Source organism: Kordiimonas lacus (assembly GCF_001550055.1).
GTDB classification, from domain to species: Bacteria; Pseudomonadota; Alphaproteobacteria; order Sphingomonadales; family Kordiimonadaceae; genus Kordiimonas; species Kordiimonas lacus.
The window spans coordinates 637,003-654,941 of sequence record NZ_LRUA01000010.1 but is presented as its reverse complement, the minus strand read 5'-3'; the positions used below and the strand labels follow the sequence as shown (position 1 = coordinate 654,941).

General features: G+C 60.3%; 18 protein-coding genes. 6 read left to right on the top strand and 12 right to left on the bottom strand.

The features are described from left to right. The first annotated feature begins 96 nt into the window (after positions 1–96). On the top strand, positions 97–1,329 hold the full coding sequence (locus tag KORLAC_RS18060) for a cation:proton antiporter (protein ID WP_068309133.1): 1,233 nt from the start codon (positions 97–99) through the stop codon (positions 1,327–1,329). 7 nt (positions 1,330–1,336) lie between these two features. Here the strand turns inward: KORLAC_RS18060 and KORLAC_RS18055 are convergent, their stop codons facing one another. Continuing rightward, on the bottom strand, positions 1,337–1,966 hold the full coding sequence (locus KORLAC_RS18055; protein ID WP_153012243.1) for a 2OG-Fe(II) oxygenase: 630 nt from the start codon (positions 1,964–1,966) through the stop codon (positions 1,337–1,339). Beyond that, positions 1,941–2,150, bottom strand: a complete 210-nt coding sequence (locus tag KORLAC_RS18050) for a hypothetical protein (RefSeq protein ID WP_068309130.1) — start codon at positions 2,148–2,150, stop codon at positions 1,941–1,943. The genes KORLAC_RS18055 and KORLAC_RS18050 overlap by 26 nt, the downstream gene beginning before the upstream one ends. 130 nt (positions 2,151–2,280) lie before the next feature. On the opposite strand from KORLAC_RS18050, the gene KORLAC_RS18045 reads away from it, so the two are divergent. The 3 genes from KORLAC_RS18045 (at position 2,281) to KORLAC_RS18035 (ending at position 7,134) form a co-directional block, all read left to right on the top strand. Further along, entirely contained in the window at positions 2,281–3,162 is an 882-nt protein-coding gene (locus KORLAC_RS18045) for a LysR family transcriptional regulator (protein WP_068309128.1), read from the top strand. Positions 3,163–3,301: 139 nt separating this feature from the next. Further along, positions 3,302–5,506: a TonB-dependent receptor gene (locus KORLAC_RS18040; RefSeq protein WP_068309126.1), complete on the top strand. Its 2,205-nt coding sequence runs from the start codon at positions 3,302–3,304 to the stop codon at positions 5,504–5,506. Between the two features lie 158 nt (positions 5,507–5,664). Next, positions 5,665–7,134: a TrkH family potassium uptake protein gene (locus tag KORLAC_RS18035; RefSeq protein WP_068309124.1), complete on the top strand. Its 1,470-nt coding sequence runs from the start codon at positions 5,665–5,667 to the stop codon at positions 7,132–7,134. Positions 7,135–7,141: 7 nt separating this feature from the next. Here KORLAC_RS18035 and bla read toward each other — a convergent pair whose 3' ends face one another. The 7 genes from bla to KORLAC_RS18000 all read right to left on the bottom strand — a co-directional run bounded on the left by bla (position 7,142) and on the right by KORLAC_RS18000 (position 13,776). Further along, positions 7,142–7,873 carry a subclass B1 metallo-beta-lactamase gene (bla, locus tag KORLAC_RS18030; protein ID WP_074519232.1) on the bottom strand — a complete coding sequence of 244 codons (732 nt, stop codon included), beginning with the start codon at positions 7,871–7,873 and terminating at the stop codon, positions 7,142–7,144. 130 nt (positions 7,874–8,003) lie between these two features. Then, positions 8,004–8,969: an Hsp33 family molecular chaperone HslO gene (locus tag KORLAC_RS18025; protein WP_074519266.1), complete on the bottom strand. Its 966-nt coding sequence runs from the start codon at positions 8,967–8,969 to the stop codon at positions 8,004–8,006. Between the two features lie 64 nt (positions 8,970–9,033). Beyond that, positions 9,034–9,972, bottom strand: a complete 939-nt coding sequence (argF, locus tag KORLAC_RS18020; protein WP_068309118.1) for an ornithine carbamoyltransferase — start codon at positions 9,970–9,972, stop codon at positions 9,034–9,036. Between the two features lie 35 nt (positions 9,973–10,007). Beyond that, positions 10,008–11,201, bottom strand: a complete 1,194-nt coding sequence (locus KORLAC_RS18015; RefSeq protein ID WP_068309116.1) for an aspartate aminotransferase family protein — start codon at positions 11,199–11,201, stop codon at positions 10,008–10,010. Positions 11,202–11,702: 501 nt separating this feature from the next. Further along, positions 11,703–12,206 (bottom strand): hypothetical protein, encoded by a 504-nt coding sequence (locus KORLAC_RS18010; RefSeq protein WP_068309114.1) that lies wholly within the window; start codon positions 12,204–12,206, stop codon positions 11,703–11,705. A gap of 292 nt (positions 12,207–12,498) precedes the next feature. Further along, entirely contained in the window at positions 12,499–12,876 is a 378-nt protein-coding gene (locus KORLAC_RS18005) for a hypothetical protein (RefSeq protein ID WP_068309112.1), read from the bottom strand. Positions 12,877–12,927: 51 nt separating this feature from the next. After that, the gene (locus KORLAC_RS18000; RefSeq protein WP_068309110.1) at positions 12,928–13,776 is read right to left on the bottom strand and encodes an ABC transporter permease; all 849 of its coding nucleotides are present in this window, start codon (positions 13,774–13,776) and stop codon (positions 12,928–12,930) included. Between the two features lie 147 nt (positions 13,777–13,923). Between KORLAC_RS18000 and KORLAC_RS17995 the strand changes: the two genes are divergently transcribed. Together KORLAC_RS17995 and KORLAC_RS17990 are read left to right on the top strand one after the other, a co-directional pair. Then, entirely contained in the window at positions 13,924–14,340 is a 417-nt protein-coding gene (locus KORLAC_RS17995; protein WP_068309108.1) for a GcrA family cell cycle regulator, read from the top strand. 242 nt (positions 14,341–14,582) lie between these two features. After that, positions 14,583–15,050, top strand: a complete 468-nt coding sequence (locus tag KORLAC_RS17990; protein WP_068309106.1) for a c-type cytochrome — start codon at positions 14,583–14,585, stop codon at positions 15,048–15,050. Positions 15,051–15,125: 75 nt separating this feature from the next. On the opposite strand, the gene KORLAC_RS17985 is transcribed toward KORLAC_RS17990, so the two are convergent. Genes KORLAC_RS17985 through KORLAC_RS17975 form a run of 3 tightly spaced genes read right to left on the bottom strand, consistent with a single transcriptional unit; the run spans position 15,126 to position 17,739 of the window. After that, positions 15,126–15,785 carry a cytochrome b/b6 domain-containing protein gene (locus KORLAC_RS17985; protein ID WP_068309104.1) on the bottom strand — a complete coding sequence of 220 codons (660 nt, stop codon included), beginning with the start codon at positions 15,783–15,785 and terminating at the stop codon, positions 15,126–15,128. Positions 15,786–15,787: 2 nt separating this feature from the next. Continuing rightward, on the bottom strand, positions 15,788–16,792 hold the full coding sequence (locus KORLAC_RS17980) for an alpha-ketoacid dehydrogenase subunit beta (protein WP_068309102.1): 1,005 nt from the start codon (positions 16,790–16,792) through the stop codon (positions 15,788–15,790). After that, a complete protein-coding gene (locus tag KORLAC_RS17975; RefSeq protein WP_068309100.1) occupies positions 16,789–17,739 on the bottom strand; it encodes a thiamine pyrophosphate-dependent dehydrogenase E1 component subunit alpha in 951 nt (316 codons plus the stop codon). Before KORLAC_RS17975 ends, KORLAC_RS17980 begins: the two co-directional genes overlap by 4 nt. Between the last annotated feature and the right edge of the window lie 200 nt (positions 17,740–17,939).

Here is a 17,939-nt window from a genome sequence, read left to right as displayed (position 1 = left end):
ATCCATCAGCCAGCGGCTTTATGTCGCTGGCTTTTTCCCCTTGGCGCCCATTCTTGATGGCTGGCCTTCAAGGGCAATTGCCGCCATGATGACATCATGAATATGATGCTCGCGCTTTTTGTGTTTCTGCTGTTGGCCCGCTTGGGCGGACACCTTGCCGACCGCGCACGCCTGCCGGTGTCCGTGGGCGAAATGGCCGCCGGTGTGCTGGTGGCGCTGGCAGCCAGCCAGTTCGGGGACACCTTTCCTGTCCTGCCGTCCATCATCAAGGACGATTTCCTCGCTGCGGCTGCCGATATCGCCGTCTTTTTCCTTGTCCTGCTGGCCGGCATCGAACTGGAACCGCGCGAGATTGCCCAGGCGTCCGGCAAGGCCCTCTGGATTGCGCTAGGCGGCGTCCTGTTACCGCTGGTGGGTGGCGCCTGGCTGGCCTGGACGTTCCTGCCGGCAGGGCCGGAACATGATAGCCAGGCCCTTGTAACCGGCGTGGTGCTGTCGATCACGGCGCTGCCAGTGGTGGTAAAGGTGCTGACAGACTTCAACATGCTCAGGGGGGCAGCCGGCGAGATGATCGTCACAGCCGCCCTGTTCGATGACATCATCGGCCTGGTGCTGATCGCGCTTCTACTGGCCATTGTCGAAACCGGCGGCCTGCCGGGCCTGGCGGACCTTGGGGTGATGGCGCTGAAGGTTGCGGCCTTTTTCGCGGTCACTGTGCTACTTGGGGTGCATGTCTATCCCCGGGTGCAGAAAGGCCTGAAGCTCCTGAAGGCGTCGGCGATTGAGTTCAGTGCGCTGGTGACTGCCGCACTCGGCTATGGCTGGCTGGCGGAGGCCATGTCCCTGCACTGGGTTGTCGGGGCCTTTATGGCCGGGCTGTATTTTGAAAAATACCGCGTTGGCGCCCGCAGCTACACAGAGATCATGGCCCTGGTGACCACAATGGTGCAGGGCGTGCTGGGGCCGCTGTTTTTCCTGTCCATGGGCCTTTATGTAGATATCGGCGCAGCCGCCGACATGCCGTGGATTCTGGCCGGTCTGCTGGCCTTCGCGCTTCTCAGCAAAATTGCCGGTGCCGGGCTGCCGGCGCTGGCACTGGGCTTTGGTGTCCGGGATGCGCTGACCATCGGCACAGGCATGGCCGCGCGCGGGGTGGTTGGGCTTGTGGTGGTGGGCATTGCCGTTGACGCCGGGGTCTTTAACGGAACCGGGGAAAACCCGGCAGGCGGGCCGCTGTTGTCGGCGCTGGTGCTGGTCAGCGTGCTGACCACCGCGCTGACGCCCCTCTTGCTGCAATTGATCCTGAAAAACAAGCAACCTGACGGCTGAAAGAACCTCAGCGGAAGGCCGGGCCGTGCGCCCAGGCGGCAAGGGAATAGCGCCGTCCGCTGGTTACAGGTGCGACCCGGTGCAGCACATAGCTCGGGAATGCCGTCAGGGACCCGCGCGCAAGCGGTTGCGCCGCCGGTGTGCCGTCCGCATTCACCTCAAGCGTGCCGCCTTCATAGTCAGCGGGGTCTGAAAGCTGCAGCACAAGGCTGAGCTTGCGACTGGCGTTCAGGCCCTTGCGGCCGATATCGATATGCCAGTCATAGAAGTCGCCACCGTCAGCCGCCCCGTCATAGCGCAACAGCTGGAAGCCTTCATCGAAGCCCATCAGGGCGAAATCGAACCAGCGCCGGTTGAGGAGCGCGAGGCCTTCGATCATACGGTCGGTGAACCAGGGGAGGGTGTCATCATCGAGCCACAGGGTGCTGGCGGACCGGATGCCGGAAACCATGACCCCACCGGTCAGGCGACCCGGCGCCATGCCTTCGGATTCCCCGAAAGCGGTCAGGCGCTCGCATTCCTCCGCGCTCAGGAAGTCCGGCAGGGTAACAACCGTTTCTCTGGCAGCAAGAGGGGGCGCAAGGCCGATATCGCCGCGGGGTGTCATGGCCTCAATGGTCCAGGTCGTACATGTCAATCAGGTCGGCAACTTCGCCCACACTGACATCATATTTCTGGGCAATCTGGCTCATGGTGCGTCCCCGCTGCAGCGCAGCTTTGAGCGTTGCTTCATCGATGGGCCATTCGTCGTCATACTGATCGCTGTAGCTGGGATCGTCGTCCAGCCCCAGTTCGTCATCAAAAAATCCAGACCGACTCATTTCCGTTCTCCCGATGGGGCTATTCCCCGGAAAGGACACTCATATTTGTCGTTCTGCGCTTGCTCTTTTCATTTGAAAAGCGGATAAATCAAATAGTTGATATCGAATAATTCGATACATGGAGAAACCCATGGACATCACCCAGGCGCGAACCTTCCTGGCGGTTCTGGAAACCGGCACCTTCCTGGGCGCCTCTGACCGGGTGAATGTGGCCCAGTCGACTGTCAGCAGCCGCATCAAGGCGCTGGAGCAAATGCTGGGGCAGGAACTGTTCACCCGCAACAAAACGGGCGCCGTGCCCACGCGCGCGGGCCTTGCCTTCGCCCGTCATGCCCGCGCCATCCAGCGCCAGTGGGACCAGGCCAAACTGTCGCTCGCGCTCCCCGAAGGCCAACAGAAGCTGCTGACCATCGGCGGCCAGCCCAGCCTGTGGGACGGTTTCCTGCTGCACTGGCTGCCCTGGATGCGCCAGAATGCTTCTGAGGTTGCCGTCCGCGCCCAGATGATCGCTTCCTCCAGCCAGCTTATGCAGCAACTGGTGGACGACACGCTTGACCTTGTGGTGCTCTACCGGCCCGAAGCGCGCCCGGGCACGGAAATCCGCCAGATTTTCGAAGAACAGCTGGTGCTGGTCAGCAGCAGCAATAGGCCCGATGACCCGGGCGGGTTGGGCGATGCCGAATATGTCTATGTGGATTGGGGGCCCGAGTTTGAAGCCGACCATGCGCTCAATTTTCCCGATGCCGCCACACCGCCCCTGAATTTGAATGTCGGCTCGCTGGGGATCTCGTTCCTCCTGAACAATGCGGCAGCAGGCTATTTTCCCATGCGCATTGCGGCCCCCTATATCGCAGCTGGCAGCCTGGTGCGTGTACCTGACGCCCCTACCTTCACCTATCCGGTCTATGCCGCCTTCCCGGAAGACCGTGACAGCGCCCTGATCGGCACCGTGTTGAGCGGCCTAAGGCAGATCGCGGCCGAAAACAGCGGCGTTAGCGCGGGCACTGCATAGCGACAACAGCCACAGCCCACTCAACCAGACATTTCCTCCCATTCCCGGATAATATGTATAAAGTTTGCGGCTTTAGGGGCTTTTTTCTATAGTGAACTGCCCTAAATGAGGGGTAGTTCTCACGCTAGGGGTCATTGCCGTGCCACGTATCCGCCGCACCTATCTGCCAATGCTGCTTGGCTCAGCTCTGGTTCCTGCCCTGTCGGTCCCGGCCACAGGCGTGGAAGCCGAAGGCCCGGTTGAAGAGATCATCGTGCATGCGCGTAAGCGCGAGCAGACGCTGACAGACACGCCCGTATCCATCAGTGTGGTGGGCGCGACCACCATTGAAGACTGGACCCTGACATCCCTGGAAGACCTGGAACTGGCTGTGCCCAACCTCAGGACCGCCGCCCAGTTTGCCTACAATAACACTGTGTCGCTGCGCGGCGTGGGCACCTACAGCCGCAACATCGGCTTTGACGAGCGCGTGGGCCTCTATCTGGACGGCATCTATCTGGGGCCGTCTTATGGCTTGAACCAGTCACTGCTGGACGTGGCGCAGGTGGAAGTGATGCGCGGGCCGCAAGGCACGTTTTTTGGCCGCAACGCCATCGCGGGCGCCGTGACCCTGATCAGCGCCAAACCTGGGCCAGAGGTGTCAGGCAGAGCGCTGGCACGCTATGGCCGGTTCGACACCCGTACCTTTGAAGGCAGCCTCAATATACCGCTGTCGGACACACTGTTCGCCAGCCTCTCCGGCAGCCTCCATAAGCGCGACGGCCTGACCACCAACCTCTTTGACGGTTCGAAAATCGACAACCGTAACCGCAACAGCCTGCGCGCCCAGATGCTCTATCGCCCCAGCGACCGGTTTGAGGCACACCTGAGCCTGGACCGCAATGAAATCGACGAAGCCATGCTGGTGGGCGACCCCAATTCGGACACCTTCGGCATCTTCCCCGACACAGTGGCACCTGCCCCGTTCGAGGTGGACTTCAATGTTGCGCCAACCCAGAAAGTGATCACCAAGGGCGCCGGCCTCAGCATGACCTGGACCTTTGAAGGCGGCATGGAGCTCAAGTCCCTGACGGGGCTGAGATCCACCGACGCCGCGCATCACTATGATACCGACTATACGAGTATCGATATCCTCTATGTGGATTACGCCGAAGACTATGGCCACTTTTCCCAGGAACTCAGGCTGACGTCGCCGGACGACGGCAACCGGTTGGGCTATGTGCTCGGGGTCACCTATCTGGACCAGAAAGGCGAGACCGACCGGCACGCCATTGGCGGCGCTGCGGCCTTCATTCTGGGGGCTGCTGAAGGCGCGGACATGACCAGCATCGGCCGTGTGGACACGGAAGCCTGGGGGCTTTATGCCAGCTTTGATTACCGCCTCAGCGACGCGCTTACCCTGTCAGCCGGGCTCAGGTGGTCACGCGATGAGAAAAGCGTGGACTGGAGTGTCGACACAACCGGCGCGCCGGCATTCCAGCTGGCCACCGGCACGCTCAAGGACAGCCGCCATGACACAGACGTCTCCCCCACGTTCAGCCTCAGCTACGCGCCAACCGACGCCATCACCGCGTTCCTGCGGTATGGTGAGGGCTTCAAGAGCGGCGGCTATAATCTGGATTATGTCAGCGCCGCCATTTTCCCGGACCAGCTGGAATTCGAAAAAGAAAGCGCCCGCAGCTATGAAGCCGGCATCAAGGGCAGCCTGTGGGACGGCATGGCCTGGTTCAGCGCCACCGCTTTCTGGGTGGACTATAGAAACTTCCAGGTGAACCAGTTCCTGGACCAGGGCGGCGGCAGCACGATCATCGTGATCTCAAACGCCGCCAAGGTGCGCACCAAGGGCCTGGAACTTGAGCTGACCGCCCGGCCCACCGACGGCCTTTCTCTCACCACATCGCTGGCGCTGCTGGACGCAAAATACCGCCAGTTCGTCGATGGCGGCGTGGGGGCGACGGACGTGTCCGGCAACAAGCTTGAGGCCCCCGATGTAGAAGCCAGCATCGCCCTGGCGTACGAGCGCCCGATCAGCGACAGCCTCATGGGCTTTATCAATCTGAACGCTTCCTTCGCCGACAGCTATTTCGTCACGCCCGACAATATCACCGAGCAACCCTTGCTGGGTGGTGGCAGCGTGCCATTCGGGCAGATCTCCAGCCGGTCGCAGCTCAATGCCAAACTGGGCGTCGGCAGCCCGGCTGACGGCTGGACGGCTGCCTTTTGGCTGCAGAACGGCTTTGGCGACGGCGGCACCGCCGCCAGCCTCAGGGACTTTTTCGGCACCATCGTGGAAGCGCAGACCGTGCCGCGAAGCTACGGTGTTGAACTGACGTATGAGTTTTAGGCGCGCGCGAGAAGCTTGACTTGGTCGCCCGGTGTTTCTAGCGTCCGGCAGGATACGGCCTGATGATTGAGATCAGCCAGACAAGCAAAGGAAGAAGCCTGCGGACTGGTTTATAAGGGACCTGTGCCCCGCCTGAGCCGCCAAGGGCAACCACGACCATGACTTTCCGCATCGACGCTCGCCCAATCGTCCAGGTTATTGGTCTCCTTCTGGTGGCGCTGGCCGTCTTCATGATGGTCCCTGCCGTGGTGGAAGCCAAGATGGCGGGCTCCACCCCCTACGAATTTCTTTTCTCTGCTGCCTTCACCGGCTTCATGGGCCTGGCGCTGGTGCTGGCCACGCGCGACAACGCGCCCTTCAGCCTGGACATCAAGCAGGCCTTCCTGCTGACCGCCGCCACCTGGCTGGTGCTGCCGGTGTTTGCGGCGCTGCCGCTCATTGGCATGGGCCTGCCGCATGACGCCGACCTCAGCTATACCGACGCGGTGTTTGAGACCGTATCGGGTATCACGACAACCGGCTCCACCGTCATCTCCAACCTGGACACCGTGCTGCCCGGCATTCTGCTGTGGCGGTCGCTCCTGAACTGGATCGGCGGTATTGGCATTGTGGTGATGGCCATCATCATGCTGCCGTTCCTGCGCATCGGCGGGATGCAGCTGTTCCGCACCGAAAGCAGCGACAAGTCTGAAAAAATCATCCCCAAATCCACCGAACTGGTGAAATGGATCACCGGCGTCTATGTGGCCCTGACAGTGGCCTGCACACTGGGATACCTGCTGACCGGCATGAGCTTCTTTGACGCGGTCAACCATGCCCTTGCAACGGTCGCGACCGGCGGCTTCAGCACACACGACGATTCCTTCGGCCACTTCGGCATGGCCAGCCAATGGGTTGGTATCCTGTTCATGATTGCCGGCAGCATTCCCTTCATCGCCTTCATCAAATTCGCCCGCGGCCGCAAGCGCGCCTTCGCCAGCGATCCGCAGATCAACGCCTTCCTGAAGTTCCTGGCTGTGGTGATTTTGGGCGCCACCTTCATGCTGATGATGGACAGGGACTGGGACTTCTTCGAAGCGCTGACCGCAGCGGCTTTCAATATTGTCTCCATCGTCACCACCACAGGGTTTGCGTCCACCGACTATACGCTGTGGGGCACGGGCGCTGTGGCCGGCTTTTTCCTGCTGACATTCGCGGGCGGCTGCGCGGGCTCCACATCCGGCGCGATCAAGATATACCGCTTCCAGGTGCTGTGGATCACGCTTCGGGAACAGCTCCTGAGGCTCAACAGCCCCAACCGGGTGGTGATCCTTAACTATCACGGCGCGCGCATGCCCACAGACCTGCCCCTGTCGGTGCTGGCGTTCCTCGCAGCCTTCTTCGCTTCCATCGCCATCGTCACCCTCATGCTGGCGATGATGAATATTGATTTCGCCACGGCATTGTCGGCGGCCACCACAGCCATAACCAATGTGGGGCCCGGCTTCGGCGACGTCATTGGCCCGGCGGGCAATTTTAAAAGCCTGCCCGACGCCGCCAAATGGCTCTTGTCCTTCGCCATGATTCTGGGGCGGCTGGAGATTTTCACCCTGATCATGCTGTTTGACCCGCACTTCTGGCGGGACTAGGCGCACCTTATTGGTCTGCCAGATGGTCCGATACCAGGGCCGCTGTATGGTCCAGCAGGCTGGCGTCACCGACCGCCCCGTGGCCGGGAATAACAACTGTTGCGCTTCCGTAACGATCCTTTGCAAGCGCCATGGCATTGCCCCAACCCGCCGGATCACCTTCCTTATAATAGCCGATGCCCCGGGCTGAAGCTTCACGTACCGCGCAGCCGCCGAACAAAAGCTTCTGCTGCTTCAGCCACACCATGAGATTATCGGTGGTGTGGGCCGCGCCGGGATACATGATCTCCAGCGGCCCGAGGGTGGTGGTCGCGCCGGCCTCTGCCGCGATATCCAGTTCATAGTCTGGTGGGGTCTCGCCGCGGGCGATCATCAGCTGGCGGGTTTTCGGGGAGGCATAGAAACGGATGCCGCGCTCGCGCATCACTGCAGCGCCTGCCGCACGGTCCGCGTGGGAGTGGGTGGCCACCGCCATGGTGACCTTGAGGCCGATGGCGGCTTCGATTTCATCCAGAAGGGTGGCTGTGGCCGCGTCGCCCCAGGCGCTGTCAACCAGCACCAGGTGCCCGCGTTCGCGCACGATCAGCCCGTTGGAGGTATAGCGCGTGCCGTCCTCGAACGTGTGGCTTGAGACATGCAGCCACACACCGTTTGTCAGCGGCCGGATGCGCACATCGCCGTCCTCGGCCCGGGCGCCCGGAACGAAAAGAAGAACCAGAAGTATCAGCAGTGCACGCACAAAGACCTCCCTGAAGTTACCGTCCACACCGACCCCTTGTGCCACCCAATGAGGGCAAAAAGATGGAGAAACAAAAAAGGCGCGCCATGGCGGCACGCCTGTTTCGAGATTTCTGAAGTCATTGCCTGCCTCAGGCCTTGGCTTCCTCGGCCGCAGCGCGCGCCTCATCGGGCGTGAAATCGTAGGTGGAGTTGCAGAACTGGCAATTGACGCTGATCTTGCCGTCGACCGTCATGTGATCCACATCGTCGTCCGAGAACTGGCTGATCACGGTAAGCAAGCGGTCGCGGCTGCAGCGGCAGGCGTGAACAAGGGCCACGCTGTCGAACACACGCACGCCGTCTTCGTTGAACAGGCGGTACAGCAGCTGGTCAAGTGTCAGCTGCGGGTCCAGAAGCTCTTCCGTCTTGACGCTGTGCATCAGCACGCTGGCACGGTTCCACTCTTCTTCGGTGTTGCGCTCCAGAAGGCGTTCACGCCCTTCTTCACCACGGGCCAGATGCTGCACCATGATGCCGCCGGCGCGCCAATGGTTGGTCACCGGGTCATGGTCACACCTGAGGCGGATTTCCGTGGGCGTCTGTTCGCTGTTTTCAAAATAGTTGCGCGCCACTTCCGAAAGCGTCTCGCCCTTCAGCTCAACGATGCCCTGATAGCGCTCCATGTCGTCGCCCTGGTCGATGGTGAGCGCCAGATAGCCGTTCTTGGAGCCGATCAGGCCGTGGAAGCTGGGGTTTTTGCCGTACTGGGCCATGACCTCGGCGTTGATGTCCGCATAGCCGCGCAGGCGACCAACGCCGTCATCCCGAAGCTCATAGTCCGCCACCATCATCGGCACCGGACCGCCGGATTTGGTCTGGATCGTGACAATGCCGTTGAATTTGAGCATGGACCCCAGCATGGCGGTGAGCGTGAGCATCTCGCCCAAAATCTTCGCCACCGGTTCCGGATAGTCGTGCGCCTTCAGGATCTGGTCCACCACCGTGCCCAGCCGCACGGCGCGACCGCGCACATCCATGCCTTCAATGGCAAAGGGGCGGATTTCATTGTCCCGGCTGCCCGCCGGGTCTTTGACAACAATCGGGGTGTCGTTCATGGGAACGCTTTCCATACTCAACTAAAAGGCCTTTGGGGGCCCAAGGGGCCCGTTCGGGGCGCTTTTATATCTTTCCGAGGCACCAAGCAAGGATTGCCTTCTGGGCGTGCAGGCGGTTTTCCGCCTCGTCCCACACCACGCTCTGGGGGCCATCCATCACATTGTTGGTGACCTCTTCGCCGCGGTGCGCGGGCAGGCAGTGCAAGAACACGGCCTCGTCGGCCGCCTTTTCCATCAGCGCCCGGTTGACCTGGAAGGGTTCCAGCGCGCGCACGCGGCTGCCGGTACGGTCATCACCCATCGACACCCAGGTGTCTGTAAACACGGCGTCGGCGTCCCACACGGCAGCCTCGGCGTCGGTGACCACATGCACATCGCCGCCCTGCTGTTCAGCCCATTCGAGCACGTCGTCATAGGGCGCAAAGTTTTCCGGGCAGCCCAGCATCAGCGTGAAGTCGAACTTCACCGCCGCTTCAATGAGCGACGTGGCCACATTGTTGCCGTCGCCAACCCACGCCAGTTTCTTGCCCTTGATGGGCCCGAGGTGTTCCTCGATGGTCATGATATCGGCCATGATCTGGCACGGGTGCGAGCGGTCGGTGAGCGCGTTGATCACCGGCACATCGCCTTCTTCCGCCAGTTCTTGCACGGCTTCGTGCGTGTTGGCGCGGATCATGATGGCGTCGACATAGCGGCTCACGACCCGGGCCGTGTCGCCAATGGTCTCGCCGCGCCCCAGCTGCATCGAGCCGCCCTGCAGCACGACGGCCTTGCCGCCCAGCTGGTGCATGGCCATCTCGAAACTGATGCGCGTGCGGGTGGAGGATTTCTCAAAAATCATGGCAAGCGCGTGGCCGGCGAGCGGCGCGCCTTCGTCCACCGCACCCTTGGGGAGATGACGTCGCGCCTCTTTCCATTCCTTGGCCGTATCCAGGATAAGCCGCAGGGTTTCCGCAGGGATATCCTTCAGGTCAATAAAATGGCTGTTGGGTGTCTTCGTCATCTCACCTTTTCCTCTTCACACAAGTTTGCTGGCGGCTATTTGCCGGGAATGCCGTTTTTCCGCCAGTCGTTCATGGCCGCGTCCAGATTGTCCATGGCCTCGTCCAGATGTTCGTCTTCAATGATCAGCGGCGGCAGCATACGCATGACCATGTCGCCCGCCACAGCCGGCAGCATGCCGCGGCCGATCATGTCCACCACCGCACCCCTAGTTGGGACTTCCGGCAGGCGGATACCGGCCATCAGGCCCATGCCGCGCACTTCAGAAATAAAATCACCGTGGCGTTGCTGCAGTGCGCCCAGGCGGGCCTGCAGCTTGTCGCCCATGTCGCGCACGCGCTCAAGGAAGCCCGGCGCCAGCATTTCGTCCAGCACCGCGTTGCCGACAGCCATCGCCAGCGGGTTGCCGCCATAGGTGCTGCCGTGGGTGCCAACGGTCATGCCGGAGGCCGCTTCTTCGGTCGCGAGGCATGCGCCCAGCGGGAAACCGCCACCGATGCCCTTGGCCGCCGTGACGATATCCGGCTTCACGTCAGACCATTCGTGGGCAAACAGCTTGCCGGTCCGGCCCATGCCGCACTGGATTTCATCCAGCACCAAGAGGAGGCCGTTTTCGTCACACAGGTCCCTGAGCGCCTGCATCTGGTCTTTACTGAGCGGGCGGATGCCGCCTTCGCCCTGCACGGGCTCAACCATGATGCCGCCGGTCTCGGGGCCAATGGCCGCCTTCACGGCTTCAATGTCGCCAAACGGCACCACGTCAAAGCCGTCCGGCAGGGGCTCGAAGCCCTTCGTCAGTTTTTCCTGGCCCGCGGCGGCGATGCCCGCCAGCGTGCGGCCGTGGAAAGCGTTCGACATGGTCACCAGGCGGTATTTGCCCGCATTGCCTTTGTCATAATGATACTTGCGCACCATCTTGATGGCGCATTCGATGGCCTCGGCGCCCGAGTTGGTGAAGAACATGGTGTCGGCAAACGAGGCGTCGCACAGGCGCTCCGCCAGCTTTGTGCCCAGCGGGATTTCATAGGTGTTGGCCGTGTGCCACAGCTTGGCCGCCTGGTCCTGGATGGCTTTCACCAGCGTCGGGTGGCTGTGCCCCAGGCACATCACGCCGATACCGGAATAGAAATCCAGATATTTCTTGCCGTCGGTATCATAGAGATACATGCCCTCGCCGCGCTCGAAAGCGACAGGGATACGGGCGTATGTAGGCATCAATGGGCTAATCACGTCTTCTCTCCATCCGGCCTCTTGTGAGGCTCTGTTCAATTGAAGAAAAGTCCCTCGCTTGCGCTCAGTGTACTTTCCTTCAGCTACCATATGGCGACGACAAGGCTTGAGGCGGCTCTGCGCCTTGCCGTCAAATTTCTTCCTGGCAATCCGCACTGCCGGATTGCCTAAGCAATCGTTTAAAACTGGGCCGAAGACCCGCTTCGAGGACCAGTTTTTCATTAATTCCCCGAGGAAAAGTACACTGAGGCAACGCCGAAGGACTTTTTCTCGATCATTTAAATGCTATTAGCCGGAGTGCCCCCGCGCCCCGGCCTGATTGGCACGAAGGATGCCCCCATGGCCGGGCCAAGTCAATGGCAGCGCACCGCAGGAAACACGAAAAAAACTGGGCTATACGGGAAGTTCTGTTGATTTGGGGGGATAGGTTGCTGACTGAAAATTCTTTCAATCACCAAATACAAAAAGTGTTTGTTGGAATTGATTCAGTGAAGCTCCTCATCAACCTGCTTTCTTATGTGGCAGAGCGGCCAGGCCTTGAATTGTTTTCCAGTAGAACTTCACCTTTTGGTGCTTCTCTTCCTTCCATGCATCGTCTCTCTCACAGGCATCGATTTCTGCGGCCAATCCTTTCAGGTAAGTCATCGCTTCAGGATACCTTCCAAGCTGGATCAAACAGTCTACTTTCTGCAGCGACACGAATATTTTTACGGAAGGTTCGTCAGGCGATTTCGCATCCCAAACCCCCAGCAGTTTTTCATACTGATTGGTCGTCTTGAGCCAGGTCCAATAGATTGCCTGATATAATTTTTTCCAATTCAGCGGGTTGATGGCCTTACCCAACAGGGTGAGCAGCAGCTTTGATGATTCAAGCCACGGTGCAGTGGTTGAAGGCTTATCTTCATCGACGAAAGTTTCCCGCTCTTTGGCCTCAAACCCAGCGCGCTTCACGCCGGCTTTCCGCTTCCCGTATTCCAGTTTTTCATTCTGTGATTGCTGCAACATCCAGCCCCTTGCTGCCCATTCCCCATATCGGCCGTAGCCAACAGCCCCTTTTTAGGTATCGGACATTTCCTTGAATACACCCCCTGTCCCAACACAACACAATAAAAAAAGGGGAACCGGCTGAACCGATCCCCCGTTTGGAAAGACTTTCCTGCATGGGAAAACGTTGCAGGAAACCCTTCCCGATAAGTTTCGCAGAGGGCCAAATGGCCACACTTGCATAGAAGACGAAGTCGGACCGCATTCTGGGAATACCACTTGAGGCCCAGCTCTTTTGAGGTCGCAATAAGTATTATCTGCGTTTGACACAAAATGGTTGGTAAGGGGAAGTCCCCTTCAATTGCACTCGTCGTGCCTCAATATCCACGGTTCCCAAATATCGTTCCAGTTTGGAAAACCCTTCGTCAAAACTGCCTCGGGGCGTTGATAAAAACGCCAAATAGGAAGGGATATCTTCCGGAACCAGTAGGTTCATATCCAACATATCCAAATGCGCCAGAACTTCATTGGAGACAGAGTTTTCTTCCTCGCCCTCCCAATCCTCAAAATCAAAAGCGTCATTCTGATAATGGTGCTCTGCCCAGACATGTACGTCCTTCGCAGACAATGCGCCTTGCGCCCATCTTCCTAGAATTTCTCTAATAATATTTCGCGAGATTATCTGCGTCATTAGCCTACTACAAACTGACCGATTGACTGAGCTGGATTATGTATCTCTACCTTACGCCTTCAGGCGGTAGCCGGTCTTGAACACGCGGTAGACCCACAGCGTCAGGATGATATTGAGCGCCAGCGTATAGATGATCCCGGTCGTCAGGTCGCTGTCGCCGCGGCCGATGAAGCCGTAGCGCACACCGTCGATCATATAGAAGAAAGGGTTCAACTGGCTGAACACCTGCCAACCGGTCGAGAGGCGCTCGATGGAATAGAAGGTGCCCGACAGCAGGCTGAGGGGTGCGATGACGAAGTTGGTGATGGCCGCCGAATGGTCAAACTTTTCCGCCCATACGCCGGTCAGCACACCAACAAGCGACAGCATCACGCTGGCCGCCAGCGCGAAATAGGCCACGGCCCAGAGGTGCTCGATGGTCATGGTGACACCCGGCATGGCCCAGAAGGCAGTGCCCACGGAAAGGCCCACCAGCAGCCCGCGCGTCACCCCGCCACCCACGAACCCAAGCGTCAGCTCAAGGGCGGACAAGGGCGGCATCAATGTGTCGACAATATTGCCCTGCACCTTGGCAATCAGGATCGATGAGGACGTGTTGGCGAACGCATTCTGCAGGATGGCCATCACAATCAGGCCCGGCGCCAGGAACTGGGCATAGGGCATATCCGCCACCATGCGGCCCCGACCGCCCAAGGCCAGCGTGAAAATGATCATGAAAAGGATGGTGGTGACGGCAGGTGCCGCCAGCGTCTGCGCCCACACTTTCATGAAGCGGCGCGATTCGCGCGCATAGAGCGTCCACAGCCCCACCCAGTTGACGGCACCAATGGTACGGCTCCCCAATTCCGGGTAGCTGTCCTTAGCGTCCTTGGGTGCAATGCTGGAAGTGCTGGATTCCATGGGCTGACTCCATAAAAAAATGAGGGCCTCACCATATGGTGTCGTTTGTCCCCTTGGCAAGAGGGGTCGTTGGGCGATATAAGCTTTAGGGAATCGGGTGACTCGGGAGTCACCGACGCCCATAAAAAGAAATACAGGGAAAAGACCATGGCATGGACGGACGATCGCATTGATCAGCTCAAGAAACTTTGGGACGATGGCCTCAGCGCCAGCCAGATCGCGAAGGAACTGGGCGAGGGTGTGACCCGCAACGCCGTGATCGGCAAGGCCCACCGCCTTGGCCTCAAATCACGTCCATCCCCGGTGAAAGCCGACAAGGACAAGAAGAAGGCCGCACCCAAGAAAGTCGCAAAAAAGGCGGATAAACAACTAGTTACGCTGCTGGACCTGACAGACCGCATGTGCAAATGGCCGATCGGTCACCCGGGCGACACAGACTTCCATTTCTGCGGCAAGCAGGCCGAAGCGGGCATGCCTTATTGCGCTGGCCACTGCGCTGAAGCCTATCAGGCCCAGCCGCCCCGCCGCGACAAGCGCCCACAACCGCCGCGCACCATCCTTTAGGGCATGCGCCAGCCCATCCGGGCATAAAGCCGAATCAGACAGTGCGACTCGCAGGAGGTTTTCCTCCCGCGAGTTTTTCTTTTACAGGCGCCGCGGGCCAGCGATCACATTCTCGCGAGGGCTGGCGCCCATGGCGGATTCGACATCAAACCGGGCTTGCCCTTCGCGCGCGCCGCGTTACAGTTTGAACAAACAAACCAGATGGGCGCCGGGGGGCGACCCGTCACACTTGGGAGTTAGACATGAAAAAAACAGTCCTGACAGGCCTTGCGACCGCAGCCCTGATGCTGGGCACGGCCCTGCCGGCCTTCAGCCACGGCGATGACCGCTTCCCCGAATCGCAGGTACGCCACGACGTGATGGAAGTGTTCGGCAAAAGCTTCGGCAAGATCAGCAAGATCATGAAGGGCGAAGAAGGCAGCCCGGCAGACTTCCCTGCCATCGCAGCCGACATGGCGGAGGCGGCCTCCAAGACCAAAGCCAGCTTTGAGAAAGACACCCGCGGCATGCACGGCTTCACCGAAGCCAAGGACAACATCTGGGAAAACTGGGACGATTTCGCCGAGCGTCTCGACAAGATGGAAACAGATGCCCAGGCGTTCCTTGCAGCCGCCAACAGCGGCGATATGGCCAAGATTGGCCCGGCGATGAAGGAACTTGGATCCAACTGCAAAAGCTGCCACGACAAATATAAAGCCGACCTGGACTGACGCACGTTCAGGACCGAAAACAGGAAGGGCGCCAACTGGGGCGCCCTTTTTTATGGCTTCCAATACAAGCCGGACCTAACCCAGGATCAGATACCAGAGCGTGCCAGCCAGCGGCACAAGGATGGCGAGCGCGCGCCACGGTGAGGCCAGTTTCGGCGCCCGTTTGGCGGCAGGTTTGGTGCCGGTGATCATGGCGCGGACCAGCCCGGCCTTCTTGATCAGCGTATAATAAAGCACCACCAGGATATGCAGCCCGGCAAGGGCGAGGAGCACGAGGCCTGTCTGTTTGTGCCAGCGCGTCAGCCGCCCGGCCCAGTCGCCCGCCTGGTCTGACAAGGGCCCGGAGAAGAACATATCATCGGTGGCAAAAAGCCCCATCACTGCCTGCGCCAGAAGAAGAAGAAGCATCAAGACCACGCTCCAGGCCCCCAGCGGGTTGTGGCCCGGGCATTTGGCCGCGTCGCCATGCTTGAGGTACCCCATGATGGCCTTCGGCCCCCGGACAAAGCTTGTAAAGCGCGCGCTTTCAGACCCGGCAAGACCCCACAGGATGCGCCAGCACACCAGGATCAGCACGCAAACACCCGCGTAGGTGTGCATGTTCGCATAAATGCCGAACTTGTCCTGAAAGGCTGACCAGGCCGAAAAGGCAAAAGCCACCACGAGCGCCCAGTGGAACAGCCGCAGGGCAATGTCCCAGATTTTCACGCCTTCCTGCGGTGCGTCGCCGCGCATGATTAAGCCTCCATCATTTGCTTTGCCGCTTTAATGATCGTCTCCGCCGTCGGCAGCCACTTGGCCTCCGCCTTGCGCCCATAAGGCACGGGTATGTCCAGCGGGGTGACGGCCACAGGCGCCGCCTTGAGGTCGGCGAAGGCCGCGCGGGTGACAAAACTGATCACCGCGTCCGCAAAGCCGGCGAAGGCCGCGTCCTCGCTGGCCACCAACAGCCGCCCGGTCTTTTTCACGCTTTCAAGGATCAGCGCTTCATCAAGCGGCTTGATGGTGCGCGGGTCGATCACTTCGGCCTCAATACCGTCCTTCTTGAGCGCCTCAGCCGCCGCTTCGGCCTTATGGACGAAGGCGGAAACCGCGATGATCGTCAGGTCCGTACCTTCCCGCACCACCCGGCCCTTGCCCAGCTTTACCGCGGGCAGATCATCTTCCACCGTATCCGCATGACCATAAAGGCCCTTGTGCTCCATCAATATCGTCGGCCCCTTGGCCGCTACCGCAGACTTCAAAAGCCCCGCCGCATCTGCGGGCGAGCTGGGACACGCCACCATGAGGCCCGCGACACTGCTGAGCATGCCGAAAGTGGACTGGCTGTGCATGGCGCCCGAACCATCCCCCGCGCCCATGGTGGTGCGGATCGTGAGCGGCAGGTCAAACCGGCCGTTCGACAGGAAGCGCGCCTTGGCCGCCTGGTTCATGATCTGGTCAAAACAGACGCCCATGAAATCACAGAACATCACCTCTACAATCGGCTTAAGGCCGGTCATCGCCGCACCCGTGGCCATGCCGACGAAGGCGGTCTCTGAAATCGGCGTGTCGATCACCCGGCCGGCGCCAAACCTGGACGCCAAACCGCGCGTCACACCGAACACGCCGCCCAACTCCTGCCCGCCGGTCACCCCGCTGCCGCCATGGATGTCTTCGCCGATAACAATGATATGGTCGTCAGCGGCCATTACATCATGGTGCGCGCGGTTCAGCGCCTGGGAAAGGGTCATCTGGGTCATGCCTGTGCCTCCGCCATGAAGGCCTCAAGGGCTGTGTCGCTCGCGTCCGGTGCAGCGGTGGCCTCATCAACAATGGCCAGGGCATCGGCGTGGGCACGGGATTTCATGTCTTCAACAAGACCCTCAGGCACATCGCGGGACAGAATCATCCCCTCCAGCCGATCCAGCGGATCGGTCGATCTGCCGTCCGTGGTGCGGTAACGCTCCGCGTCGCCGTGATAGTGGCCGGAAAGACGCGGCACGCTGGCCTCGAGAAACGCAGGCGAGCCGGTATCCCGCACCCAGGCGGCAAGCCGGTGCGCGGTCTTGGTGGCCTCAAGGGGGTCGGTGCCGTCCACATGGGCGGCGGCCAGGCCGAAAGCCCGCGCGCGACCAAGGAGACTGGTACCGCCCGCCGCATAAGCTGATGCCGTCGACTGGCCGAAGCCGTTGTTTTCGCACACAAACAGGACCGGCAGCTTCAGGACCACCGCGAGATTGAGCGATTCGAGCACAGCGCCCTGGTTGGCCGCCCCGTCACCGAAATAGCTGACGGCAATACCGCCGGTCTTGAGTGTTTTGGCCGAAAGCGCGGCGCCCAGCGCCAGTGGCACCTGCCCGCCAACAATCCCGTTTGAGCCCAAAAGGCCGCTTTCCGGCGCGATCAGATGCTGGGTGCCGCCAAGGCCCTCAGACAAGCCACCCTCGCGGCCCAGGATTTCACAGGCCAGCGCCAGCGGGTCGACGCCGAGGGAAAGCGCAATGCCGTGGCTCCTATGCGAGCCGGTCACCTGGTCCTTCGGCAGGTCAAGCGCCGAGGCCACCGCCAGTTCCAGAATCTCTGCCCCGTTCGACAGATGCACCAGGCCCGGCACCTCACCAGCGTCGGAAGCCGCAGCAAGCGCGCCCTCGAACGCCCGGATAAAGTGGGCCTTTTCAAACATCAATGTCAGGTCTTCAAGTTCCATAAAACGTCCGTCAGAATGAAGCTTCCCTCTCTCGGGGTTTAGCGAAATTTGGCGGTCTTAACCACAGTTTTACCCGGCGTGCGTAATAAATAGGTGTAATTTTGTCAGAAATGCGTAATAAGGCGCTGCAAATCGGTTGACTCCTCCGCCTGACACGCCCATATGTGTGAAATCAGAGTAAATTGGTAAGAATTTACTGA